20 protein-coding genes are annotated in these 24,088 nt (G+C 71.9%); 13 read left to right on the top strand and 7 right to left on the bottom strand.

Going from position 1 to position 24,088, the window contains the following annotated elements; translation table 11 throughout:
* Positions 1-88: 88 nt before the first annotated feature.
* Together O0S08_RS47135 and O0S08_RS47130 are read left to right on the top strand one after the other, a co-directional pair.
* Positions 89-697, top strand: a complete 609-nt coding sequence (locus O0S08_RS47135; protein WP_269036116.1) for a hypothetical protein — start codon at positions 89-91, stop codon at positions 695-697.
* 86 nt (positions 698-783) lie between these two features.
* A complete protein-coding gene (locus tag O0S08_RS47130) occupies positions 784-1,209 on the top strand; it encodes an HU family DNA-binding protein (protein WP_269036115.1) in 426 nt (141 codons plus the stop codon).
* A 470-nt stretch (positions 1,210-1,679) separates the two neighbouring features.
* On the opposite strand, the gene O0S08_RS47125 is transcribed toward O0S08_RS47130, so the two are convergent.
* Positions 1,680-3,545, bottom strand: coding sequence for a PEP-utilizing enzyme (locus tag O0S08_RS47125; RefSeq protein ID WP_269036114.1), 1,866 nt, complete (start codon positions 3,543-3,545; stop codon positions 1,680-1,682).
* Between the two features lie 449 nt (positions 3,546-3,994).
* On the opposite strand from O0S08_RS47125, the gene O0S08_RS47120 reads away from it, so the two are divergent.
* Together O0S08_RS47120 and O0S08_RS47115 are read left to right on the top strand one after the other, a co-directional pair.
* Positions 3,995-4,468: a hypothetical protein gene (locus O0S08_RS47120; protein ID WP_269036113.1), complete on the top strand. Its 474-nt coding sequence runs from the start codon at positions 3,995-3,997 to the stop codon at positions 4,466-4,468.
* Positions 4,465-4,824, top strand: a complete 360-nt coding sequence (locus O0S08_RS47115) for a hypothetical protein (protein ID WP_269036111.1) — start codon at positions 4,465-4,467, stop codon at positions 4,822-4,824. Before O0S08_RS47120 ends, O0S08_RS47115 begins: the two co-directional genes overlap by 4 nt.
* A gap of 61 nt (positions 4,825-4,885) precedes the next feature.
* Here the strand turns inward: O0S08_RS47115 and ppk1 are convergent, their stop codons facing one another.
* Positions 4,886-7,027 (bottom strand): polyphosphate kinase 1, encoded by a 2,142-nt coding sequence (gene ppk1, locus O0S08_RS47110; RefSeq protein ID WP_269036109.1) that lies wholly within the window; start codon positions 7,025-7,027, stop codon positions 4,886-4,888.
* A 21-nt stretch (positions 7,028-7,048) separates the two neighbouring features.
* Positions 7,049-7,525 (bottom strand): SixA phosphatase family protein, encoded by a 477-nt coding sequence (locus O0S08_RS47105; protein ID WP_269036107.1) that lies wholly within the window; start codon positions 7,523-7,525, stop codon positions 7,049-7,051.
* 131 nt (positions 7,526-7,656) lie between these two features.
* Here O0S08_RS47105 and O0S08_RS47100 point away from each other — a divergent pair, with 131 nt between their 5' ends.
* The 5 genes from O0S08_RS47100 to O0S08_RS47080 all read left to right on the top strand — a co-directional run bounded on the left by O0S08_RS47100 (position 7,657) and on the right by O0S08_RS47080 (position 12,517).
* On the top strand, positions 7,657-9,807 hold the full coding sequence (locus O0S08_RS47100; RefSeq protein WP_269036106.1) for a DUF2079 domain-containing protein: 2,151 nt from the start codon (positions 7,657-7,659) through the stop codon (positions 9,805-9,807).
* Between the two features lie 99 nt (positions 9,808-9,906).
* The gene (locus O0S08_RS47095) at positions 9,907-10,662 is read left to right on the top strand and encodes a hypothetical protein (RefSeq protein ID WP_269036105.1); all 756 of its coding nucleotides are present in this window, start codon (positions 9,907-9,909) and stop codon (positions 10,660-10,662) included.
* 1 nt (position 10,663) lies between these two features.
* A complete protein-coding gene (locus tag O0S08_RS47090) occupies positions 10,664-11,197 on the top strand; it encodes a hypothetical protein (RefSeq protein WP_269036104.1) in 534 nt (177 codons plus the stop codon).
* 10 nt (positions 11,198-11,207) lie between these two features.
* Positions 11,208-11,711: a hypothetical protein gene (locus tag O0S08_RS47085; protein ID WP_269036103.1), complete on the top strand. Its 504-nt coding sequence runs from the start codon at positions 11,208-11,210 to the stop codon at positions 11,709-11,711.
* Between the two features lie 254 nt (positions 11,712-11,965).
* Positions 11,966-12,517, top strand: a complete 552-nt coding sequence (locus tag O0S08_RS47080) for a hypothetical protein (protein WP_269036101.1) — start codon at positions 11,966-11,968, stop codon at positions 12,515-12,517.
* 42 nt (positions 12,518-12,559) lie between these two features.
* Here the strand turns inward: O0S08_RS47080 and O0S08_RS47075 are convergent, their stop codons facing one another.
* Positions 12,560-15,244 (bottom strand): MGH1-like glycoside hydrolase domain-containing protein, encoded by a 2,685-nt coding sequence (locus O0S08_RS47075; protein ID WP_269036100.1) that lies wholly within the window; start codon positions 15,242-15,244, stop codon positions 12,560-12,562.
* A gap of 92 nt (positions 15,245-15,336) precedes the next feature.
* Here O0S08_RS47075 and zwf point away from each other — a divergent pair, with 92 nt between their 5' ends.
* From zwf to ppsA, 4 genes are read left to right on the top strand one after another with little or no spacing between them, the layout of a single operon-like run.
* On the top strand, positions 15,337-16,863 hold the full coding sequence (gene zwf, locus O0S08_RS47070; protein ID WP_269036099.1) for a glucose-6-phosphate dehydrogenase: 1,527 nt from the start codon (positions 15,337-15,339) through the stop codon (positions 16,861-16,863).
* The gene (pgl, locus tag O0S08_RS47065) at positions 16,860-17,543 is read left to right on the top strand and encodes a 6-phosphogluconolactonase (RefSeq protein WP_269036098.1); all 684 of its coding nucleotides are present in this window, start codon (positions 16,860-16,862) and stop codon (positions 17,541-17,543) included. The genes zwf and pgl overlap by 4 nt, the downstream gene beginning before the upstream one ends.
* Entirely contained in the window at positions 17,536-18,984 is a 1,449-nt protein-coding gene (gene gnd / locus O0S08_RS47060; RefSeq protein WP_269036097.1) for an NADP-dependent phosphogluconate dehydrogenase, read from the top strand. The genes pgl and gnd overlap by 8 nt, the downstream gene beginning before the upstream one ends.
* A 31-nt stretch (positions 18,985-19,015) precedes the next feature.
* Positions 19,016-21,322, top strand: coding sequence for a phosphoenolpyruvate synthase (gene ppsA, locus O0S08_RS47055; protein ID WP_269036096.1), 2,307 nt, complete (start codon positions 19,016-19,018; stop codon positions 21,320-21,322).
* A gap of 86 nt (positions 21,323-21,408) precedes the next feature.
* Here ppsA and O0S08_RS47050 read toward each other — a convergent pair whose 3' ends face one another.
* The 3 genes from O0S08_RS47050 to O0S08_RS47040 all read right to left on the bottom strand — a co-directional run bounded on the left by O0S08_RS47050 (position 21,409) and on the right by O0S08_RS47040 (position 24,086).
* Complete coding sequence (locus O0S08_RS47050; RefSeq protein WP_269036095.1) at positions 21,409-22,326, bottom strand: hypothetical protein; 918 nt, start codon at positions 22,324-22,326, stop codon at positions 21,409-21,411.
* A 129-nt stretch (positions 22,327-22,455) separates the two neighbouring features.
* A complete protein-coding gene (locus tag O0S08_RS47045) occupies positions 22,456-23,439 on the bottom strand; it encodes a zinc-dependent alcohol dehydrogenase family protein (protein ID WP_269036094.1) in 984 nt (327 codons plus the stop codon).
* Positions 23,440-23,444: 5 nt separating this feature from the next.
* The gene (locus O0S08_RS47040) at positions 23,445-24,086 is read right to left on the bottom strand and encodes a hypothetical protein (protein WP_269036093.1); all 642 of its coding nucleotides are present in this window, start codon (positions 24,084-24,086) and stop codon (positions 23,445-23,447) included.
* Positions 24,087-24,088: the final 2 nt, after the last annotated feature.

Genomic DNA, 24,088 nt, shown 5'->3' with positions numbered 1-24,088 from the left:
GCGGGCGTTGCGTGTCACCGATCCGACAACCTTTCCGCGGGAAATTTCCGGGCGCTCGGCCTCACCATAGCAGGGTTACACTGGTGATGTGATCGATCCGGCGACGAGCGCGCTCGCGTCCTGGCGGGCCCGCTACTGGGACCGGCCCGTGGACCGGGCGACGTGTACGGCCATGGCGGCCAAGTACGCGGCCCTGGCCGCCCTCGAGGCGCTCCCCGGCGGTCCGGCCCAGGACGCGGCGATCCGCGCGGCGGCCGAGAGCTGGCCGGGTTGCCTCCGCGAGTCGCAGCTGGCCGGCCCCGCTCGCTGCCAGATCCGCCGGGAACAGGCGTCCGCGGGCCAAATCGCGGCCGAACGCCCGCGCGCGGGCTGGCGCGAGGCCGGGGCGGCGCCGGTGGTGCTGTGGGCCGACCTGCACCCGCTGCTGGGCGATCTGCTGGCCTGGCGGCGAGCGACCGCCGGCAAGGGCGGACCAGCAGGGCTGCTGGCGTTCGTCAAGGGCACGCCCGCGGCCGAACGCTGGCCGGCGGAGGCCGCGCTGCTGATCCGGATCGGCGGTCCGCAGGCCCGGGTGCGCATGGCGTACGCGTGGCTGGCCGCGCAGGCCGGTCTGGGTCTGCCGGCGCTGAACCTGGAGTTGTTCGGACGTGAGGGTCCGTGGGACGCCAGGGCAGGCGATCCGCCGCCGGTGCCCTAGCGGCCTCAGGGGGCGTCTTACTGCTTGAGATCTCTCGTTTTTTCCGCCTAACATCATCGCCCCCGGCGGTCTGGGAGATCTGCGACGTGACCAAATCCGAACTCATCGAGCGCGTGTCCGAAGCTGCGAAGCTGACCAAGGGCAAGGCCGAGCTGGTCGTCGGGACGATCTTCGGGGCCATGACGGAAGCGATGGTCCGCGGCGAAGGCATCGAGATCCGCGGCTTCGGCAGCTTCACCGTCCGGCAGTACAAGTCCTACGAGGGCCGGAACCCGCGCACCGGCGGCTCCGTGCACGTGAAGCCGAAGCGCCTGCCGTTCTTCAAGGTCGGCAAGGAGCTGCGCGCCCGCGTCAACCTGTCGACCGCGCCGCTCGTCGAGGACAACGACGACGCAGAGGTGCAGGAGCGCAAGACCGCCGCGCCCAAGCCGGTCGCCGCCGCACCCGCGGCCGCCAAGCCGCGCCCGGCGCCGAAGCTCCGCGAGGAGCACCTCTCGGAAGACGAGATCTAGGCGGCGGCCGCGGCGAACAGGCGGACCTCGCCGCTCGCCGCGAGTCCGAGTCGGTGACCAGCTCCGCCGAATGGGTCACGGTCGGCGAGTTCAGCGAGGCCTCCAGCCTCAGGGGCGCCCTGCCGGCCGGCTCGCTGTGAGCCTGTCCGAAGGGACAGTCCCGGCCGAGCGGTCGCTTCGGGAGCGGCCCGTCGAGCAGAACTGACAGCGGGTTCAAAGAGCCTTTCAAGTCTCGGAGGGCTGCCGGGTCGAGCCGGGTGTCCTGTCCGAAGGGACAGGCCTTCCCGGGCGAGCGGACGCTCCGGGAGCCTGGGTGACCCGGTCCGTGGACCCGGCAGCGAGTTCAGCGGGCCTTCCAGCCTCCGGGGCGCCTGCCGGCTGAGCCGCTGTGCTCCTGTCTGAAGGGACAGCTCATTGCCGCCGGCCGGACGCTGCGGGATTCGCCGGCCAGGTCGAAAACGACCTGTCTTTCAGGACAGTCCCTGCGCGAGCAGGCGCAGGCGGCCGGCGCGGGTGTCGAGCTCGACCTCGATGCCGTCGGGGAGCTCGCTGCAGCCGGCGCAACCGATCAGCGCCGACAGGCCGAGCTCGCGGGCCATCAACGCGGCGTGGCTCAGGGCGCCGCCGTAGTCGCAGCAGACTGCGCGCACGCCGAGCGCTCGCAGGGCGACTGCCGCCTGGGCGGTGAGCGCCGGCAAGACGACCACTGCGTCGGGTTCCGGCGGGCGCGCGAGCAAGTCGGCGAGGTCGACCCGGCGGGCGACCACGCCGCGAACCGACGCGCCGACGGCGATCCCGCACAGTCGCCGCCGCGGTGAGACGGGCAATGGGCGGCCATCGAAGAGCGCCGGCGGCGGCCGCAGCGAGGCGCGGTGCTGCTGCTCGCGCCGCCGCGCGGCGAGGTCGGGGAGGTCCCGGCCGGCGAGCGCGAGGCCCAGCTCGTCGGGCGCGAGCAGGAAGACGTCGTCGCCGAGCCCGAGGCGCTCGCCCGCGGTGAGGTAGATCCGCCGCAGCGGCGCCAGCCCCAGCGCGAACAGATGATCGTCGAGCTCGCGCACCAGGACTGCGGCGCGCTGCGGATCGCGGGGATCGATCACGCCCTCGGTCGCCCGGCCGGTGTCGGACCCGCCCTCGCGGCCCGCCGGCTTGCGATCGAGACATGTCGGATCGACCAGGTCGGCGAGCGCCGGGCTGGCGATGTCCCAGGCTGCCGGCAGGACGTCGAGGTAGTCGCCGCGGTCGTGCAACGACAGCAGCACCTGCGGATCGGGCGCCGGCAGCTCGGGCGGGAGATCGACGCGGACCTCGGCGTGCACGGCGAGCGTGGCGCGGACGTGCTCGAGAGCGCGCGCGAGGAGCGGGCGGAGATCTCCGGCGAGGCTCTTTTCAATGAACTCCTCGAGGACCCGCCGCGCGGCCGGGAGGTGGCGTCCACGCAAGTCGGCGAGCGCCTGGTGCGGGTCGACGGTGGAGCTGCGGCCGGAGGACGAGGCGCGCTCGTACAGCCAGCCGCCGAGGAGGCGCAGGCCGGCTCCCTGGCCGATGAGCCAGGTGACGAGGCCGGCGTGAGCAGGCGAGAGCACGGCCGGGTTGTGTTCGCCGTCCAGCCTCCACAGACCGGGCAGGTCGGGGACATGGTCCTCGGCGGGCGCGACGGCGGCGCAGAACTCCGGCCAGCCGGGCACGAGCGGCCGCGCGAGGGGGCGAGCCTGGACCAGCCAGGTCGCGCCGGCCAGATCGATCACCAGCTCGAGGTCGAGGGATGGCACTTCGGACATGGTCGATGCGACATGGTCGAAGATGCTGGTGATCGCGGCCGCCACGGCGGGCTCGGCGAGCGCGAGCGGGCCCGACCAGGTCGGGGTGGCGCCGGCCGCGAGGGCGTCGGGGCGGGTGATGTCGTGGAGCTCCAGCAGGCGTGCGCCGCCCCGATCGGCGGCAGCGACTGCGAGCCAGCGGCGCTCGACCTGGCGCTGTACGAGCAGCTGATAGGCGGGCGCGCGGCCGCTGTACCGCAGCAGCCATGGGTCCTGCGCGGCCTCGGCGATGGCGCCGGCGGCCCGGTCGACGTCGGCGAGGTCACGGCAATCGGGGACGGAGAGGCCGAGGCCGGCAGCGGCGGCGTCGGTGGTGTCCTCGTTGGCGAGCGCGGCGCGGACGATCGCCGGGCCGCCTGCCAGCAGGTCGGCGATGCGACGACGCACCTCGGGCTCGGCGAGCTGCTCCGGAGAGACGGCGAGGCCGGGCGGGACAGGCAGGCCGGCGCGATGGAGACGCGAGAGGACGGCCGACTTGGGCGCGGCGTCCGGGCCAGGCAGGTCGCCGAGGACGAGCACGGCGAGACTGTAGCGGATGCGCCGCGGTCGAGCACTCCGCGTCGCGTGACGGCAGAGGCGCTTGCAACTCGACACGGGCCGGGACCGTGGCGCAGGCGAGCTCGTGCCGGTCGGACGCTCGGCGCTGCTCCGAAGGCAGAGTGGTTCGAGCGCGCGGCTCCGGCGACGGTTCGCGGTCCAAGCTTGCGGCGGTGGAATACTCGCGGCGCGGCGAGGCAGGAAGTTCTCTCGGCGCCTCTCGGGCTGGCGATCGCAGTGGCAGCACGGCGGAGGAACACTCCGCGTCCTCGGCCGTGGCGAGTGTCGCTCGATTACGGCGCGCATCGCCGCCCGCGGGTAGTGCGCTCCTGCAGACGTGGATGCGCGCCAGCGGCCTCCGCCGAGGTTCACACGCGGGCGCGGTGCCGAGGTCGCGACGGGTTCGGCGGGCGTGGTACACCGCGCGGGTCATGGACCTGCTGCTGCCCGGGCCGGGGCTCGCCGAGTGGTTGCTCGCCGCGCTGGGCGGCAAGAAGGTGGCCTTGTGGACAGGTGCGGATGCGGGCCGCGGGCGCGGCGGTCGAGCGGCGCGGGCGACCACTGCGGCGCTGCGCGAGCGGCTGGGATGGGTCGAGCTCGCCGGCGCGAGCGGGCTCGACGGTCTGGTCGTGGTGCTGGCGCTCGGGGGCGCGGAGCCGCCGGCGGGCGCGCTGCAGGCGGTGCAGGGGGGCGGTACGCTGGTCGAGCTGGCGCATCCGCCGGTGGTGCCGTGGTGGCGGCCGTCGCGATGGGCGGCGCGGGCCGAGCTGGTGCGGCGGGCCTCGGAGACGCGGGCGGGGGTGTGGCTCGGGCGCGGGTGCTTCGCGGTCGAGCAGTGGGCGCCGATCGACGCCCCGCGGCTGCTGGTGACGTGCGGGCGGGTCCGTGCGATACCGGGCTCATGAGCTCCGACTTCTTGACCGTGGAGGTCGACGATCCGACGTTCACCGAGCCGGTGCAGCTGACCTTCCGCCGGTCGGGGCCGCTGCAGCGCGTGCACACGGTCGACCTCGACGGCGCCGGGCCCAGGCGCGCGCGGGGGCTGCAGCGGCGAGCGGACGGCAGCCTCGACGCCGACGCGCCGGCCTGGGCCTGCCCGGTCGAGGACAGCGGCGCAGGCGTGTCCTGGCTGGTCTACGGCGGCAACGCCGGGCTGTGGCTGGCGCCGGCGGCGGCGAGTGAACCTGACCTCGAGGACAGCCGCCAGGTGGTCGAGACCTACGCGCTGGTCGACCGCGACGACATCGTCCTGGCGGAGTGAGCGAGCAGATCGAGGATGACCGAGAGGGCATGTCGGAAAAGACATGCCCCCGAGGACATGCTCATTCGAGCATGTCCTGGCGGACCAGCAGGTCCTCGAGGATCTGGCGCTGGGCCTGGGCCGCGCCCTGGTTGGCGGAGAGCAGGCGGAGCAGGGTCTCCTGGGCCGGGCGGGGCTCCTCGGGGGGCGTGGGGACGCAGCGGACGTAGGTGCCGTCGGTCTGCAGATCCCAGGCCTGGGTGTTGTCGGCGAGGTAGGTGGTGAGGCCCTCGGTGACGACGCGGGCGCGCAGGGCCGGGTCCTCGATCGGGAACGCGGTCTCGACGCGGCGCAGCAGGTTGCGCGACATCCAGTCGGCGCTGGCGCCGTAGGTCAGCTCCTCGCCGGCGTTGTGGAAGTGGTAGATGCGGTGGTGCTCGAGGAAGCGGCCGACGATCGAGCGCACGCGGATGTTGTCGGACACGCCGGGCACGCCGGGGCGCAGGCAGCAGACGCCGCGGACGATCAGGTCGATGGTCACGCCGGCCTGCGAGGCGCGGTAGAGGGCCTCGATGACCTTGACCTCGGTGAGCGCGTTGAGCTTGGCGACGATCCGCGCCGGCTTGCCCAGGCGGGCGTGGTCGGCCTCGCGGTCGATGAGGGCGATCAGCCGGTCCATCAGGGTGAAGGGCGAGACCAGCAGCTTGTTCATGCGCGGCACGCTGCCGAGGCCGGTCAGCTGCATGAACACGTTGTGCACGTCCTCGCCGATCGCGTCGTCGCAGGTGAGGAAGCTGAAGTCCGTGTAAAACTGGGCGGTGACGCTGTGGTAGTTGCCGGTGCCGAGGTGGACGTAGCGGCGGTAGCGGCCGTCCTCGCGGCGGACGATGAACAGCGCCTTGGCGTGGGTCTTGTAGCCGACGATGCCGTAGACCACGGTGACGCCGGCCTGCTGCAGGCGGGTCGCGAGGTCGATGTTGGCGGCCTCGTCGAAGCGGGCCCGCAGCTCGACCACCGCGGTGACCTCCTTGCCGGCGCGCGCCGCCTCGAGCAGCGCCTCGGCCATCGGCGAGTCGGCGCCGGTGCGGTAGAGGGTCTGCTTGATCGCCAGCACCTTGGGGTCGCGCGCGGCCTGGCGCACCAGCTCGAGCACCAGCGAGAAGCTCTCGTACGGGTGGTGCAGCAGGATGTTGCCGCGCCGCAGCTCGGCGAACAGGTCGATCTCGGCGCCGGGCGTGCGCCGCGGCCCGGGGATGAACGGCGGGTACTTCAGCTCGGGGCGCTTGATGACGTCGTAGATCGCGGCCAGGCGGTGGAGGTTGACCGGGCCGTCGACGCGGTAGAGGTCGTCGGGCTGGAGGTCGAACTTGCTGAGCAGCAGCTCGGCCATCTCCGGCGGGCAGGTGTCGCTGACCTCGAGCCGGACCGCGTCGCCGAAGTTGCGGGTGCGGAGCTCGCCCTTGAGCGCGTTGAGCAGGTCCTCGACGTCTTCTTCCTGCACCCACAGTTCGCTGTCGCGGGTGACGCGGAACTGGTAGCAGCCGCGGACCTGCATGCCGGGGAACAGCTTGTGGACGAAGGTGGTGACGATCGAGCCGAGCAGGGCGTAGCCGTGCGGGCAGTCGGCGACTGCCGGCGGCAGGAACACCAGGCGCGGCAGGCTGCGGGGGATCTGCACCACCGCGGTGCCGCTGTCGCGGCCGAACGCGTCGCTGCCGGCGAGCGCGACGATCAGGTTGAGGTTCTTGTTCTGGATGTTCGGGAACGGGTGCGACGGGTCGAGGCCGATCGGCGTGAGCACCGGCAGGACCTCGCGGTCGAAGTAGTCCTCGAGCCAGGCGCTCTGCTCCGGGGTCCAGGTGTAGAGCTTGAGCAGGCGGATGCCCTCGGCCGCCAGCGCGGGGAGCAGCAGCTGCTGCAAGAACACGTACTGCTCGCGCACCAGCTTCTGCGCCGCCTCCTTGAGCGCGCGCAGGGCGTCCTGCGGGGTGCGGCCGTCGGGGCCGACCTGCGGCAGGCCGAAGCCGACCTGCTCCTTGATGCTGGCGACGCGGATCTCGAAGAACTCGTCGAGGTTGGTGCTGACGATCGTGGTGAAGCGCAGGCGCTCGAGCAGCGGCACGCGCGGGTCCATCGCTTGCTCGAGGACGCGGCGGTTGAACTCGAGCTGGCTCAGCTCGCGGTTGATGTAGAGACTCGGATGGGTGAGCTCGACGGGCGCCATGATCGCAGCGGGCGCAGGGTATCAGGCGCCGAGCTTTCGCAGCATTTTCGGCTGAATCAGCGCCTGCAGCTCCATCGACCCCGGACGCAGCGGTCCGGAGAGGACGGCGAAGCCGCCCTTCTTGAGCGGAAACCGCTCGCCGCGAGCGATCTCACCGGCGGTCAGCCAGGCGAGCAGCGCGCTGAGGTGCGGCTCGTGGCCGACCAGCGCAACGCGCTCGCCCTCGATGTGCGCGAGCATCTCGACGTCGGGCGGCCGCGCGAGGTCCGGCAAGCTCTGGCTCGGGCCCTCCAGAAGGGGCTGCAGCAGCTCCGCGGTCTGGACCGCGCGCAGGAGCGGGCTGTGGTAGAGGCGGTCGAAGCGCCAGCCGAGCCGCCGCGCACCCTTCACCCCGGCGGCGAACTTGCGCTCGCCCGCGGGGGTGAGCGGGCGGGACGCGTCGGGGCGGTCGGGCGTCGCTTCGGCGGCGATGGCGTGACGGACGAGAAACAGCAGCACGACGGCGACGAGTGTGCCGCAAAAGTGCGCGGCTTGCTGGGCTGATGGGGCCGCTGTTACACTCCCGCGTCTTTTAAAAGGGCCCGAGAACGCGGTCTTTCGCCCGCGTCGCGCCAGGCGAGACAAGGCTTATGACGACGACACAGGAGACCGAACCGCCGAAGGGACGCCTGCTGCGGGCCATCGACGCGACGGTCGCGCAGCTGTGGAGCTGGGGTCCGCTGTACCTGCTCATCGCCATCTCGCCGGGGTTGGCGCTGTGGCCCCTGCTGCGCGCGCCGGCCCTCCGCTTCGTCTTCAAGAACGACCTGTCGATCGGCCAGCGGTACGAGGTCCTGGCGGCGCTCGCGGTCTCGTTCGTGGCGACCACCGCGGCCTACGTGGCAGCGTGGCGGCGCCGCCGGCGGACCGAGCCGGAGCTCGGCCTCGGCGCGTCGTTCGCCGCGACCAACCGCTGGGCCTTCGTGGCGCTCGCGGGCCCGCTGCTGATCGGCCTCAGCGCGGTGCGGATCGAGGTCAAGCACCCGATCTTCACCTCGTTCTTGATGGCGGCAGTCACCGCGCTGGCGATGGTGTTCTTCTACCGCGTGCTCGGGCTCAAGCGGTTCGCGCCGCCGGAGGACCCGTTCGTGCCGGCCCGCGACGCGCGGCTGGCGCGAGGCGTGTTCGCGGCGGGGCTCCTCGGCTACTGCGCGCTGCTCTGCTGGTTCACGCTGCTCGACCACCGCAACATCGCGACGACGGTCTACGACCTCGGGATCTACGACAACCTGGTGTGGCAGACGTCGCACGGCCACTTCCTCGATTGCTCGCTGATCCGCGGCGGCAATCACATGTCGGCGCACTTCGACCCGATCCTGCTGCTGATCGCGCCGCTGTACCTGCTCTACCCGCACGCGGAGACGCTGCTGGTGGTGCAGACGCTGTGGCTCGCCAGCGGGGCGCTGCCGCTGTGGTTCCTGGCGCGGCGCCGGCTGAAGAACGAGTGGATGGCGACGATCTTGACGATCGTCTACTTCCTGTACCCCGCGCTGCACGGGGTCAACATGTTCGACTTCCACTCGGTGGCGCTGATGGTGCCGCTGGCGATGTGGGCGGTCTACCTGCTCGACGCCGGCGCGCTGCGCCGCTACTGGCTGGTGTTCGCGCTGCTGCTGGCGACCCGCGAGGACATCAGCCTGCTCAACTGCTTCATCGGCGCCTACGCGATCCTCATCGGTCGCACGCGCACCGGCCTGGTGACGATCGCCTTCAGCCTGATGTACCTCGCGTTCGTCAAGGCGTTCGTGATGGCCGACTCCAGCCTGCTGATGTCGGCCGACAAGGCGTACTCGTACATCTACTTCTACGAGGAGATGATCCCGCACGAGAAGGAGGGCGCGCGCGGGCTGTTCACCACGCTGCTGGTCAACCCGCTGTTCGCCCTGCAGGTGCTGTTCAAGGAGGAGAAGCTGCTGTTCTTCTTCCACCTGCTGCTGCCGCTGCTGGCGCTGCCGTTCGCCGCCGGCCGCAAGGTGGTGCTGATGCTCCACGGCCTGCTCTTCCTCGGCCTGGCCAGCCGCAAGCACCTGTTCTCGCTCCACTACCAATACTCGGCGCTGCTGTTCCCGATGCTGTTCGCGGCGCTGCCCGAGGGCTTCGCGCGCGCGGTCGACAACGAGCGCCTGCGCGCGCTCGGGCTGGCGCGCGCGCGTGTGGCCTGGACCCTGCTGCTCGGCATGCTCACGAGCTCGCTGCTGGTGTCGTGGAAGCGCGGGGTGATCTTCGAGAACTCCTCGTTCGTGGCCGGCTGGACCCGCTTCGAGCGCAGGCCGACGGCGGAGATGAAGGAGCGCTACGCGAAGGTCCAGGAGATCGTGGCGCGCGTCGGCCCCGAGGCGAAGGTGTCGGTCAGCCACGAGATCGGGCCGCACTTCTCGAACCGCCGCCACGCGTACCACTGGCCGATGATCGCCGACGCGCAATACGTAATCTTGTTTACGGACGTCTACAGCTTCAGCAAGGAAGACGAGCGCCGCTACAAGCGGCTGGTCGAGCGCGGTAAATTTCGGGTGCTCGAGGACACGCTCGGGCTCGTCTTGCTCGAGCGCGTCGACGGCACGGAGCTGCCCGAGGAGCTCCGCGGCGAGCCCGGCGAGCGGCCGAGCGAAGACGCGGCGATCGAGGCCGCGTCGGGGCAGCCGACCAAGAAGGCCCCGGGGCGCGCCCCGGGCTCCGCGAGCCCCGCCGCGAGCGCGAACGACGACGGCAACAAGGCCGAGGCCGCGACCGCGAGCCCGTGAGCACACGCGCGGGCCCACCGCCCTGATCCTTGACGGGGGGGGACCTGGGCATTAGTTTTTGCGATGCGGCGCGGAAAAGCCGCGCTGCGAAAGACACCCATGAAAAGTCCACTGTCAAGGGTTGCGGTCCGTCCTCTCGTCGTCGCGCTGTCGGCGGCGGTCGCGCTGGGCGGAGTCACCGGTTGCGAGTCGGGGCGCTCGAACGAGCGCTGGGTCGTCACCGAGGACACGCGCGTCGAGATCGACTGGGACGCGGTCAACCAGGCCTACCGCGACGCGGAGGGGCCGGAGGACTTCGAGAAGCGCGTCAACGAGATCTACACCGGCGACGAGGTCATCAGCATCTCGGTGCGCGACCAGGACGACAAGAGCCAGGTCGTCACCGGCTTCTTCGACAAGGACGGCGACGGCGCCGCGGGCGAGTCCGAGAAGGTCTTCACGATCAAGCGCGACGTCGTCGGCGAGGGCGCCGCGCAGTACCAGATCGCCGGCGCCGGCGCCTACTCGCACTACCACTCGCCCATGTGGGACATCGCGGCCGGCATGATGCTCGGCTCGTTCCTCAGCAACATGTTCATGCCGGGCTACCGCCCGATGTACATGGTGCCCTACAGCACCAGCCCGGCCCGCGCCGGGGCGCTCGCGGCCCATCGCGACAGCTACCGCGCGGCCAACCCGAGCAAGTTCCCGGCCAAGTCGGGCGCCAGCAGCGGCCGCTCGTACGGCAGCCGCGGCGGCGCGTGGGGCTCCGGCGGCTCGGGTCGCTCGGGCGGCGGCGGCGGCCGGCGCGGCGGCGGGTTCGGTATCCACTCCAAGGGTGGGACCAAGCGAGCGCGCGTGATGCTGCGCGCCTGACATGACCTCGCTGCGCGACCTGCCGTTCGAGCAGACGCCGCCGCTGGCGCTGTTCGGGCTCGACCGGGACGGCGACGTCCCGGTCGACCACGAGCACACGCGCTACGGCTGGTGCGTGCTGCCCGGGGTCGAGCTGGTCGGCGAGGACCAGGCGCTGTGGGTCGAGTCGCCGCTGGTGCTCGCGCTCCACAGCCCCGACGAGGACGAGATCGCGGTGCCCCGCCGCGGCGGGGTGCCGAGCGACATCAACCTCGAGTTCACGCTTTCTCCCGAGGACTCCGCGATCGCGCTGCTGTCGGAGTTCCTCGGCACGCGCGTGCCGGCGATCGTCGGCGACGCGCGGACGATCGTGCTCGCGCTGTGCAACCCGCGGCGCGCGCGGATCTCCAAGCCCCCGGCGCTGGCCGGGCGGCGCCTGTACTATGGGACAGGCGATGTCGTCGCCTGGCTGCGCCGCCGGCCGCACGCGACCGACTGGTCGCTCGCCGGCGACGCGTTCGTCCAGCTCGAGAGCGCACGCTGGCACAGCTGCTGACAGGAGCACCATGACCGTCTCGCCCGCCAAGAAGCTCGTCTACGCCGGGATCTACGTCCTCAAGAAGCTCGACCTCAAGGGCGGCGAGGGGGGGATCCGTCTGCCCGTGCTGCTCGAGCCGCAGCACGCGCCGCTCGAGCCTGTGCTCGAGAGCCTGGTGATGGACGGCTACATCGAGATCGATCGCAAGGCCCAGCTCTACAAGCTGACCAAGCGGGGCGTGAACTACCTCGGCAAGCTGATCGACGAGGCCGAGAGCTACATCGACGAGTTCGACGAGGTCGAGATCGTCGACATCCTCGACGAGCTGCACGCGCGCAACATCGACCCGCTCCGCGTGCGCTTCATGTGGGGCTGGTACCAGGGCGAATTCGACGACGTGGCGATGTTCCAGGAGCGCCGCGGCTTCGTCGAGATCGAGCCCGACTGGCCGCTGTTCATCGTCTCCGACGATTTTTACGAGAACCTCGAGCTCGACGTCGAGGGCGACGAGCCCGAGGCGCTGCCGGGGTGATCTGTCTTTAGGGACATGCTGATTGGGGCATGTCCTTGAGACCATGCGCCGAGACCCGAGACAGGCTCGGGCCGGCGCCGATGCGGGGCGAGGTGGGTCGCATGCGCGCGCGTCGGCGTGAACCGGCGGCGACGCGAGTCCGCGATCGAAAGCCGAGGGCGTGACACTGATGAGGAGGGAGGCATCGCCTTCCCCGGCGCGCTCATGAGCGCCGGATTCACTTTGTCACGGGCCGAACGGCTCGACGAGGACGTATGCGCAGAGATCGAAGCTCGAACAATCGATGGCTGAGCGGGGCCGGGGTGCTGGTGCTGGCGCTGGTAGGTTGCGACTACTTCTATGACACGACGGTGCCGGTCAGCGACAGCACACCGCCGGTCGCGTGGGCGGCGGTGTATCACGGGGGAGAGCACGTGGCGATCAGCAGCAGCAACGCCGGCTCCCCGCTGTTCTTCCCGATCGACGACCCGGACGAGTACTACCTGCTCATCGGCGCCGGCACCGACGACGGCGGCACCAAGAAGGTCACCTTCAGCCACGAGTTCGCCCGCACCTGTATTCAGGGCAACCTGGGGCAGAGCCAGACTGGGTCGTTCTTGCCGATGGTGGAGACGCAGACGGGGACGGTGGGCGCGACCGTCTCGAACGGCGTGTGGACCGGGCCGACTGTCCGACTCCGCGACTACGCGACCTGTAGCTCGGGCTGGACGCTGGCCTCCGTGTCCTATAAGTGGCACGTGACCGCCGAGGACTTCCACGGGAACACGCAGTCGCACGGCTGGGCCGAGATGCGCTGGGTGCCCTGACGCTCGAGCCGGACGAGGAGCGCTTCGCCCGGCGAGCATTCGCTAGTGATCGTCGTCGACCGGCGGGCACTGCTGCATCAGCAGCTTGGCGACCAGGGCGGTCCAGCCGGTCTGGTGGCTGGCGCCCAGGCCCTGGCCGGTGTCGCCGTGGAAGTATTCGTGGAACAGCAGGTGGTCGCGCCAGTGCGGGTCGTGCTGGCGCGGGTCGTCGCCGGCGTAGGGACGACGGCCGCGAGCGTCGGGCAGGAAGATGCGGGTGAGGCGACGCGACAGCTCGTCGGCGATCTCCCGGATCGACATGTACTGGCCGGAGCCGGTCGGGCACTCGACGCGGAAGTCGTCGGAGTAATAGTGGTGGAACTTCTGCAGCGCCTCGATCAGGAGGTAGTTGATCGGGAACCACACCGGGCCGCGCCAGTTGCTGTTGCCGCCGAACAGGCCGGTGCGCGACTCGCCGGGCTCGTAGCCGATCGAGAGGGTGCTGTTGTCGATGTGCAGGCGGTACGGCTCGGTCGCGTGGATCTTGCTCAGCGAGCGCACGCCGTAGTCGGACAAAAACTCGTTCGGGTCGAGCATGCGCCGGAGCAGCCGCTTCATGCGGCTGCCGCGGACCAGGGCGAGCAGGCGGCGCTCGCCGGCGCCCGGCTCGTACCAGCGCGAGACCAGGCGCGCGAGGTCGGGGCGGTGGGCCAGGAACCACTCGAGGCGGTGGCGGAAGCCGGGCATCTGCTCGAGCAGCAGCGGCTCGACGGTCTCGACCGCGAGCAGCGGGATCAGGCCGACCAGCGAGCGCGCGCGCAGGCGGAGGGCGCGGCCGTCGGGCAGGTGCAGGACGTCGTAGAAGAACTCGTCCTGGTCGTCCCACAGGCCGATGCCCTCGCCGCCGAGGTTGTTCATGGCGTCGGCGATCGACAGGAAGTGCTCGAAGAACTTGCTGGCGATCTTCTCGTAGACCGGGTTCTCGCGCGCCAGCTCGAGCGCGATCGTCATCATGTTGAGCGAGAACATGCCCATCCACGCGGTGGCGTCGCTCTGCTCGAGCACGCCGCCGCGCGGGAGGCCGGCGCTGCGGTCGAACACGCCGATGTTGTCGAGCCCGAGGAAGCCGCCCTGGAAGATGTTCTTGCCGGCCGAGTCCTTGCGGTTCACCCACCACGTGAAGTGCAGCAGCAGCTTGTGGAACATCGCCTCGAGGAAGGTCCGGTCGCCCCGGCCCTCGTGGCGCTGCTCGATCTTGTAGACCCGCCAGGTCGCCCACGCGAACACCGGCGGGTTCACGTCGCTGAAGTTCCACTCGTACGCCGGCATCGCCCCGTTCGGGTGGAGAAACCACTCGCGCGTCAGCAGGTCGAGCTGCGACTTGGCGAACTCCGGGTCGACCAGCGCCAGCGGGAGGCAGTGGAACGCCAGGTCCCACGCCGCGTACCACGGGTACTCCCACGTGTCCGGCATCGACATGACGTGGTGGTTGTAGAGGTGCCGCCAGTCGGTGTTGCGCCCGCTCAGCCGCTCGCGCGGCGGCGGCGGCTGGGCCGGGTCGCCGGCGAGCCAGTCGCGGACGATGTAGTGGTAGAACTGCTTCGACCACAGCAGGCCCGCCATCGCCTGGCGGAACACCTGCCGCTCGTCGTCGGTCATGTGGGCGCGGATGCCGTCGTAGAAGGCGTCGGCCTCGGACCGGCGGGCCTGCATCACCGCGTCGAAGTCGGCGAACGGGGCCGTGAACTCGCCGTCCGTCACCGCTTCGGCCGGGCACTGGGGTGATGCTGTCTTTTGAGACAGGCGGAGGCGCACCGTCCAGCTGCCGCCGGGGGCGACCACTGCGCGCCAGTGGACCGCCGACTTGGTGCCGCCCTGGGCGAGGACGCCGGGTTCGCGGCCGACGAGGTGGCGGTGGAAGGCGTCCTTGACGTGCGGAGTGCGGCTCTCGGCGCCCCACAGGCGCTCGGAGTTGGTCTCGTTGTTGGTGAAGAGGAGCTCACCGGGGGCGTCGGCGACCAGCCAGAGCTCGCCGAGCTCGCGGTGCTCGGCGATCAGCGCGGGCAGGCCGTCGGGGCGGCCCACGGGGGTGAGCGAGGGGATCCGCGGGTCGTCGGTCCAGGCCCAGGTGTTGCGGAACCACAGGGTCGGCAGCAGGTGCAGCGGGGCCGGCTCGGGGCCGCGGTTGTGCGCGGTGATCCGGACGAGGATGTCGGTCGGGCCGGCCTTGGCGTACTCGACGAACACGTCGAAGTAGCGGCCCTCGTCGAACACACCGGCGTCGACCAGCTCGAACTCGGGCTCCGAGCGCGAGCGGCGGGCGCTCTCGGCGACCAGGCGCTCGTACGGGTAGGCCGCCTGCGGGTACTTGTAGAGCGCCCGCATGTAGCTGTGGGTCGGCGTGTTGTCGAGGTAGAAGTAGACCTCCTTGACGTCCTCGCCGTGGTTGCCCTGCGGCCCGGTGACCCCGAACAGCCGCTCCTTCAAGATCGGGTCGCGCTCGTTCCACAGCGCCAGCGCGAAGCACAGCCGCTGGTGCTCGTCGCTGATGCCGAGGAGGCCGTCCTCGTTCCACCGGTAGGCCCGCGAGCGCGCGTGGTCGTGCGGGAAGTAGCGCCAGACGTCGCCGTTCTCGCTGTAGTCCTCCCGCACGGTGGCCCACGCGCGTTCTGCGAGGTAGGGCCCGAACAGGTCCCAGCGCCGCTCTCGGCGGCGCTGCTCGGCGTGGCGCTGGCGCTCGGGATCCATGGCCGCGCGCAATGTACCACGCGCTCCCGCGTCCGCCCGCCCGGCTTGGGGGCTGCCGCGCGGGGCGATGCGGGCTACCATTGCCGCGCCTCATGCCCTCCTCCACTCCGGCGCACGTCGTGATCTTCGGCGCGAGCGGCGACCTCACGCTGCGCAAGCTGATGCCCGCCCTCACCAGCCTGGCCGCCCGCGGCCGCCCGAACGGCGGCTTCCACGTGCTCGGGGTCGCCCGCCGCCCGCTCGACGACGACACCTACCGCCAGCAGATCCGCGAGGCCATGCCCGAGGAGCTGCGGGCCGACTTCGACGCCCTCGCGCCGCGCGTGCACTACCTCCCCGGCGACGTCGGCGCGCCGGAGGACCTCGACCGCCTGTCGCAGCGGCTCGACGAGCTGCCCGGCGGGCGCGAGGCCGGGCGGCTGTTCTACCTGTCCTTGAAGCCAGAATTGTTCGCGCCCACGGTCGCGCTGCTGTCGGTCGGCGGGCTGCTGCACGTGCGCGCCGACGACACCTGCGCCTGGCGGCGGGTGGTGGTGGAGAAGCCGTTCGGCCACGACCTGGCGTCGGCGGCGGCGCTCAACCGCCAGCTGCACGAGTCGCTGCGCGAGGACCAGATCTACCGCATCGACCACTACCTCGGGAAAGAGACGGTGCAGAACCTGCTCGGGTTCCGCTTCCACAACGCGATCTTCGAGCCGCTGTGGAACCGCCACCACGTCGAGCACGTGCAGGTCACGGTCGCCGAAGACCTGGGGATGGAGCGCGGCAGGGCGGCCTACTACGACTCGACCGGCGCGCTGCGCGACATGCTGCAGAACCACATGTTGCAGGTGCTGGCGCTGGCGATGATGGAGCCGCCGAGCTCGCTCGAGGCGTCGGCGATCCGCGGGCAGAAGGTCCAGTTCCTGCGCAGCCTGCACGTGCCCGGGCCGGAGCACGCGCTGCGCTACTCGGTCCGCGGGCAGTACTCGGCCGGCAAGATCGACGGCAAGAAGGTGCCGGGCTACCTCGAGGAGAGCGGCGTGCCGCACGGCTCGCGCACCGAGACGTACGTGGCGATCCGCGCCGAGTGCGACTCGTGGCGCTGGAGCGGCGTGCCGATCCTGCTGCGCCACGGCAAGCGCCTGCCGAAGAAATTCACGGAGGTGCGGATCCAGTTCCGCGTGCCGCCGGTGCAGCTGTTCAACCGCCCCGAGGGCCTCTCCGACGACGAGTTCCGCGACCGCCTGCGCCAGGGCGACCTGTGCCAGATCCGCCCCAACGCCCTGACCATCTCGATCCAGCCGCGCGAGGCGATCCGCCTGTCGTTCGGGGTCAAGCGGCCGGGCGCCGCCATGGTGATGGCCCCCGCCGAGCTCGACTTCGACTACCGCGAGCGCTTCGGCGACCGCACCGCGCCGGCCTACGAGCGGCTGCTGGCCGACGCGCTGTCCGGCGACCAGACGCTGTTCCTCCACGCCGAGGAGATCGAGGCCAGCTGGCGGTTCGCCGACGCGTTCCGCGCCGCGTGGGACCGGCCCGACGCGCCGCCGGCGGCCCAGTACCCGGCCGGCTCGTGGGGACCGCCCGAGGCCGACGAGCTGTTCACCGGCTGCGAGGGCGGGTGGTCGGAGGGATGACGTCGACGCTCGAGATCTTGCGGTCGACGCGGCCGATCGAGGCGGCGGCGAGCCGGCTGGCCCTGGCGATCGCCCGCGTCGACGCCCAGCGCGGCGCGTGCCGGCTGGCGATCCCCGGCGGCTCGGCGCTGGCGGTGCTCCCACATGTCCTCAAGGACCTGCCGCAAGGGACATGGTCCAGAGTACACCTTACTTGGGTCGACGAGCGCTGCGTGGCGGCGAGCGACCCCGACAGCAACCGCGGGGCGTGGCAGCGGCTCGGTCTGCCGCCGCCGGCCGCGGCGCTGCCACTGTGGGCCGACGGCGACGTCGGGCCGGAGGCGGCGGTCGAGCGGTTCGGCCGCGAGTTCGCGCGCGGCTTCGCGGGCGGGCTCGACGCGGCGCTGCTCGGGCTCGGCGAGGACGGGCACGTCGCCTCGCTGTTCCCGGGGCACGCGGCGCTGGGGGTCGCGGGGGCGGCGGTGTTCGTGGCGGACAGCCCGAAGCCGCCGCCGCGGCGGATGAGTCTGACGCTGCCGGTGCTGCGGGCGACGCCGCTGGCGGTGATGATGGCTGCGGGGGCGGGCAAGCGGGCCGCGCTGCGGCGAGTGATCCGGCGCGAGGCGGGGCTGCCGACGACGGCGCTGCCGCACCTCGTGATCGCGACCGACATCGATTTGGAGGATGAGAGCGATGAGTGAGACAGGGCTGTGCGATCTGGCCGTGGTCGGCCTCGGCGTCATGGGCGGCAACCTCGCCCGCAACTTCGCCAGCCGCGGGCTGCGCGTGGCGGGCTATCAACGCACCGTCGAGCACGCGCACGCCCTGGCGGCGGCGCATCCGGAGGCGCACCTGCGCGTCGCCGCGACCCTCGAAGAGCTGGTGAAGATGCTCGAGCGGCCGCGGCGGCTCGTGCTGATGGTCAACGCCGGGCCGGCGGTCGACTCGGTGCTCGACCAGCTCGACCCGCTGCTCGAGGACGGCGACATCGTCGTCGACGGCGGCAACAGCCTCTACACCGACACCGACCGCCGGGTCGCGCGCGCGGAGGGGCGGCCGTGGCGGTTCGTCGGCATGGGCGTGTCGGGCGGCTCCGAGGGCGCGCTGCTCGGGCCGTCGATCATGCCGGGCGGCGACCGCTACGCGTGGGAGCGCCTGCGCCCGCCGCTCGAGGCGATCGCGGCCCGCAGCGCCTCGGGCGTGTGCGTCACCTACTGCGGGCGCGGCTCGGCAGGGCACTTCGTGAAGATGGTGCACAACGGCATCGAGTACGGCGACATGCAGCTGATCGCCGAGGTCGCCGCGTTGATGCGCGAGGGCATGGGCTGGCCCTGGGGACAGGTCGCCGACACCTTCGCCGAGTGGAACCGCAGCGAGCTCGAGAGCTACCTGATCGAGATCACCGCCGACATCCTGCGCGTGGCCGACCCGCAGAACCCGGGCTCGCTGCTCATCGACGCGATCCTCGACCGCGCCGGGCAGAAGGGCACGGGCAAGTGGACGGTGATGGCGGCGGCCGAGCACGGCGTGCCGATCCCGACCATCGCCGCGGCCGTCGACGCGCGCCTGCTGTCGGCCGCCAAGGACCTGCGGACCCGCGCCGAGGCGGCGCTGCGGCCGACTCGCGGGGTGATCCAGGGCGTGTCGACCAGCGACCTCCGCGACGCGCTGTACGCCAGCAAGATCGCCAGCTACACCCAGGGCTTCGCGCTGCTGCAGGCGGCCAGCGAGGCCCGTGACTACGGCACCAACCTGGCGGAGGTCGCCCGGATCTGGACCGGCGGCTGCATCATCCGCGCGGTGTTCCTCGAGCGGATCCGGGCAGCATTTGCGCAGGCTTCACGGCCCTCCGGGCCTGAGGGTTCGGAAAAACCCGAGCTGCTGGTGCTCGCGCCCGACTTCGCCGCCGACGTGGCGCGCCGCCTGCCCGGCTGGCGCCGCGTGGTCGCGGCGGCGGCTGCGGCCGGTCACCCGATCCCCGGGCTGTCCGCCTCGCTGGCGTGGTTCGACACACTCACCCAGTCGCGCGGCAGCGCGTCGCTCATCCAGGCCCAGCGCGACTACTTCGGCAGTCACACCTACGAACGCGTCGACGCCCCCGGAGTGTTCGTCCACACCGACTGGCCCAAGTCCGCACAGTAGCCGCCCCGGCGACATTCGCCATGGTTGGGCCATGGCGACGTTCATCGCATGGCTCTCCGAGCTGTCGTCCGCCGACGTCCCGAGCGTCGGCGGCAAGGGCGCTAACCTCGGCGAGATGACCCGCGCCGGCCTGCCCGTGCCCGGCGGCTTCGTCGTCACCACTGCGGCGTTCCTCGCCGCGGTCGAGGCGGCCGACGTGAGGTCTGAACTTTACGACATGTTCAAAAAGGCAGACGCCGAATCGCCGCAGGGGTTGGCGGAGGCGTCGGCGCGGATGCGGGCGCTGGTCCAGCGGGCGGGGGTGCCGGCGGACGTGCGGGCGGCGATCACTGCGGCCTACGCCGAGCTGGGGGCCGAGGTGCCGGTGGCGGTGCGGTCGTCGGCGACCAGCGAGGACGCCGGCTCGACGTCGTTCGCGGGGATGCACGAGACGTACACCAACGTGGTCGGCGCGAGCGCGCTGTGCGAGCGGATCGTCGCCTGCTGGGCCTCGGCGTACGGGCAGCGGGCGCTGTCGTACCGCAAGGCCGAGGGCATCGACGAGGAGCCGACGATCGCGGTGGTGGTGCAGGCGATGGTCGACGCGGCCCGCTCGGGGGTGATGTTCACCGCGGACCCGGCCAGCGGCGACCGCGAGACGATCGTCATCGAGGCGGCGTTCGGCCTCGGCGAGGTGGTGGTCGGCGGCCAGGTCGAGGTCGACACCTACGTGCTCGCCAAGGCCGGGCCGGCGGTCCGCTCGGCGCGCGTCGGGTCCAAGCAATTCAAGATCGTCCGCGACGCGCGGGGGCACGAGAGCAAGGTGTCCCTCGGGACAGACGAGGCCAACCGCAGGGTCCTGGCCGACGAGGAGCTGCTGCAGCTCGCGCGCCTCGGCGCGCAGGTCGAGGCCCACTACCGCGCGCCGCAGGACGTCGAGTGGGCCGAGGCCGGCGGGCAGTTCTTCCTCGTGCAGACGCGGCCGATCACGACGCTCCCCGGGAGCCCGCGCGAGGCCCCGGAGGCGGCGCGCGGGCGGGTGCTGCTGCACGGTCTCGGCGCCTCGCCCGGGACGGCCAGCGGCAAGGTGCGGGTGCTGCGGTCGCCCGACGAGGGCAGCAAGCTCGAGGCCGGGGAGATCCTCGTCGCCGCCATGACCTCGCCCGACTGGGTGCCGACGATGCGCCGCGCCGCCGCGGTGGTGACGGACTCCGGCGGCATGACGTGTCACGCGGCGATCGTCAGCCGCGAGCTGAAGATCCCCGCGGTCGTCGGCGCGCGCGAGGCGACCCGCGTGCTGCGCGACGGCGAATTGGTGACAGTGGACGGCCGCCGCGGGCAGGTGCTCGCCGGCGGCAAGCCGGAGCGCGTCGAGGTGGCCGCGCCGAGCGTCGGCGAACCGGCGAGCCCCGGCGAGGCGCTGGCGACCCGGCTGTACGTCAACCTCGCGCTGGCGGAGCGCGCGGCCGAGGCGGCGGCGCTGCCGGTCGACGGGGTGGGCCTCTTGCGGGCGGAGTTCATGATCCTCGACGCATTGGCGGGGCAGCACCCGCGCGACCTGGTGGCCCGCGGCGGCGGCCGCGAGTTCGTGGCGGCGATGACGGAGCGGCTGCGACAGATCGCGCGGGCGTTCGCGCCGCGGCCGGTGATCTACCGGACCTACGACTTCCGCAGCAACGAGTTCCGCGGGCTCAGCGGCGGCGAGCGCCACGAGCCGCGCGAGGACAACCCGATGATCGGGTACCGCGGCTGCTTCCGCTACATCAAGGACCCGGCGCTGTTCGACCTCGAGCTCGAGGCGCTGGCGCAGGTCCGCGAGGAGACGCAAAACCTCCACGTGATGATCCCGTTCGTGCGCACCCGCTGGGAGCTCGAGCGCTGCCTCGAGCGCATCGACCGGAGCCGGCTCGGGGGCGACCGCGGGCTGCTCCGCTGGGTGATGGCCGAGGTGCCCTCGGTGGCGTTTTGGATCCCCGAGTACGCCCGCCTCGGGATCCACGGGGTCTCGATCGGCTCCAACGACCTCACTCAATTGATGCTCGGGGTCGACCGCGACTCCGAGCTGTGCGCCGAGCTGTTCGACGAGTCCGACGGGGCGGTGGTCGACGCGCTCGCCCGCATCATCGCCGCCGCCCGCGCGCACGGCCTCACGTCGTCGCTGTGCGGCCAGGCCCCCTCCAACCGGCCCGAATTCGCCGAGACGCTGGTCCGCCTCGGCATCACGTCGATCTCCGTCAACGTCGACGCGGTCCACCAGGCCCGCGCGACCGTGGCCGCCGCCGAGAAGCGGCTGCTGCTCGCGGCTGCTCGGGCGGGCATGTCTGAAGGGACAGTTTCTATGAATGCGGCGCCTCGCTGAGCGGCCGGCTTCGCGAAATCATGGGCTGCTCGTTCGGGGATGTCCGGAGGGACATTCACGGCAGTGAATATCAAGACATATTCACATCACCGCGCCAGGCGACAGACGCCGAGATGCTCGCATTGCGGCGCCTCGTCGGGCGCGTAGAACGGCTGACAGCTCTGGCCTGCTCCCGGGCAGCTCAGGGGTTGGCCGAGGTCGCACCACGGGACGCAGCAGCCGGCGGCGTCGGGGTCACACTCGAGGGCAGCGCCGGGCTCGGCGCAGAAGAGGCCGGGGTCGCATTCACTGCCGTCGTTACAGCCGTCGCCGAACGCTCCCGCGTCGCCGGATTGGTCCGGCAGGCACTCGAAGATGGTCCCGCGGCCGAGCGCGAGCGGGGCGCACACCTGCGAGCCGGAGCAGGGGTCGCGGATCGGGTCGCAGCCCGGCAGGCACACCGACAGGCCCGAGCCGAAGATCGAGCACCAGTGGGCGGTGCTGCACGCGGGCAGGCCCTGCGGCGGACAGCTCGGGTCGTCGGGGCTGCCGGTGCAGAACGAGACGCACACGCGGTCGGCCGGATCGGCGGATTGCTCGTAGCAGATCGAGCCGGCCGCGCACGAGTCGAAGCCGTCGAACGGCCGGGCGCCGGTCGAGCACGTCTCCCCGGGAGCGTCGGGATCGCGGGCCACCGGGACGCAGCGGAAGGTGTCCAGGCCGCCGTCGCCGTCGCCGCTCAGCGCGGTGCACTTCTGTCCTTCGGGACAGTCCTGTAAAAAGAGGTCGCACTCCTCGATCGCGGCGGCGTCGGGGCGGGCGATGAACGAGCCGACGGTCGGGTCGTCGTCGGTCGTCGAGATCGCGCCGGTCGTGATCGTCGTGGGCGCGCCGGTCGAGGTCGAGCCGTGGATCGAGGTGGCAGCGCCCGCACCGTCGCTGGCCTGGTTGGTCGGACCCGCTCCGCACGCGAACAGGCCGACCGACGCGAGCGCGATGCCAGGGGACGAGCACGACCTCCACATCGCGCCAAGAGTAGCAGCGAGGCGGCAGCCCCGGCGGCCGGCTTCCTAGTGCCGCCGGTGGCGATGCGGCGGGCCTGGAGGCAGAGAGTGATGACGGCGACGCAATGAAGTTCGCCGGGTCGCGCCCGATCACGGGACGAGCACGGCGGCGCCCGTGAACGCGCCGCTGCGCAGGTCGGCCAGCGCGGCGTTGGCCTGGTCGAGGGGATAGGTGTGGGTCGCGAGCACGAGCGGAGTGCGAGCCGCGGCGGTGAAGAAGGCGTGGCCGTCGGCGCGGGTGAGGTTGGCGACCGAACGCACCACGCGCTCGCCCCACAACAGGCGATACGGAAAGCTCGGGATGTCGCTCATGTGAATGCCGCCGCAGACGACCACACCGCCGGGGCGCACGACCTGCAACGCGAGAGGCACCAGTTCGCCGACGGGGGCGAACAAGATCGCGGCGTCGAGCGGTTCGCGCGGGACCTCGTCGGAGCCCCCGGCCCACACCGCGCCGAGGCTGCGCGCGAAGGCCTGGGCCGCGAGGTCGCCCGGGCGCGTGAAGGCGTAGACGCGCCGGCCCTCGTGCGCCGCCAGCTGGCAGAGGATGTGCGCGGCGGCGCCGAAGCCGTAGAGGCCGAGGGCGGCGGGGTTGCCGGCCAGGCGATAGCTGCGATAGCCGATGAGGCCGGCGCACAGCAGCGGGGCGGCCTCGACGTCGCGGTAGCGCGCGGGCAGCTCGAAGCAGAAGCGCGCGTCGGCGAGCGCGTACTCGGCGTAACCGCCGTCGAGGGTGTAGCCGGTGAAGCGCGCGTTGGGGCACAGGTTCTCCTGTCCCCGGAGACAGGCGTTGCAACGTCCGCAGGCGCCGCCGAGCCAGGGGACGCCGACACGTGTCCCGAGAGGCAGGTCGATGGCGTCCGCGCCGCGAGCGACGATCCGGCCGACGACCTCGTGACCGCAGACGAGCGGGAGCTTCGGATCGGGCAGCTCGCCGTCGACGACGTGAAGGTCGGTGCGACACACGCCGCAGGCGGCGACCTGGATCACCACCTGGTGCCGGTCCGGCTCGGGGACCGGTCGCTCGACGAGCCGCAACGGGTCGCCGACGCTCTCCAGGACCATCGCGCGCATGTTCGTCAGGAGGTCGGCGCGTCGACGGCGACCGCCGCCCGGCGGATCGCCCCGAGCCACGGCGTGGCCTTGCGGATCAGGCCGTGGACGTGGATCGGTCGCCCGAGGACGAGGTCGTCGCGGCGCAGGACGTCGAGGGTGAAGCTGACCTCGCACGGGCCGCCGCGATCGGCAGTGACGAGTCGCAGCTGATCGCCGCCGTCGATGATCAGCTCCCCCGCGAGCGCGCCGTAACCCACGGTGCCCTCGCCGCCGACGCCCGCCACCGCGGCCAGCTGCGCGGCGTCGAGGCGCCGGAGGTGCAGCTCGCGGACGACCTGGGCCCGCTTGGCGACGAACACCAGCTCGCCGTCGGCGTCGCGCTCGAGCACTCCCGTGAGCAGGACGTCGTGGCCGAAGAAGTCCCGCAGGCCGCGTGGATGCCGGCCGCCGGGCCCGGCCAGGCGAGGGGAAAAGTCGTCCATCGGCAGCCACGGGGTGACTCGCAGGCGCCGGCCCTGGGTGTCCTCGAGGACAGGCCACATGCCGGCGACGCCGTCCCCGCCGCCCCGTCGCAGGTGCCCGCGGCCGGTGACGATCCGCCGCAAGAGCTGGTCGGACTGCTCGAGCAGCGTGCTTAAATCGATGGCACGCGAGGCGTCATACATGG

This window comes from Nannocystis punicea, from assembly GCF_026965555.1.
Classification (GTDB): Bacteria; Myxococcota_A; Polyangia; order Nannocystales; family Nannocystaceae; genus Nannocystis; species Nannocystis punicea.
This window is presented reverse-complemented; position numbering and strand designations above follow the sequence as displayed.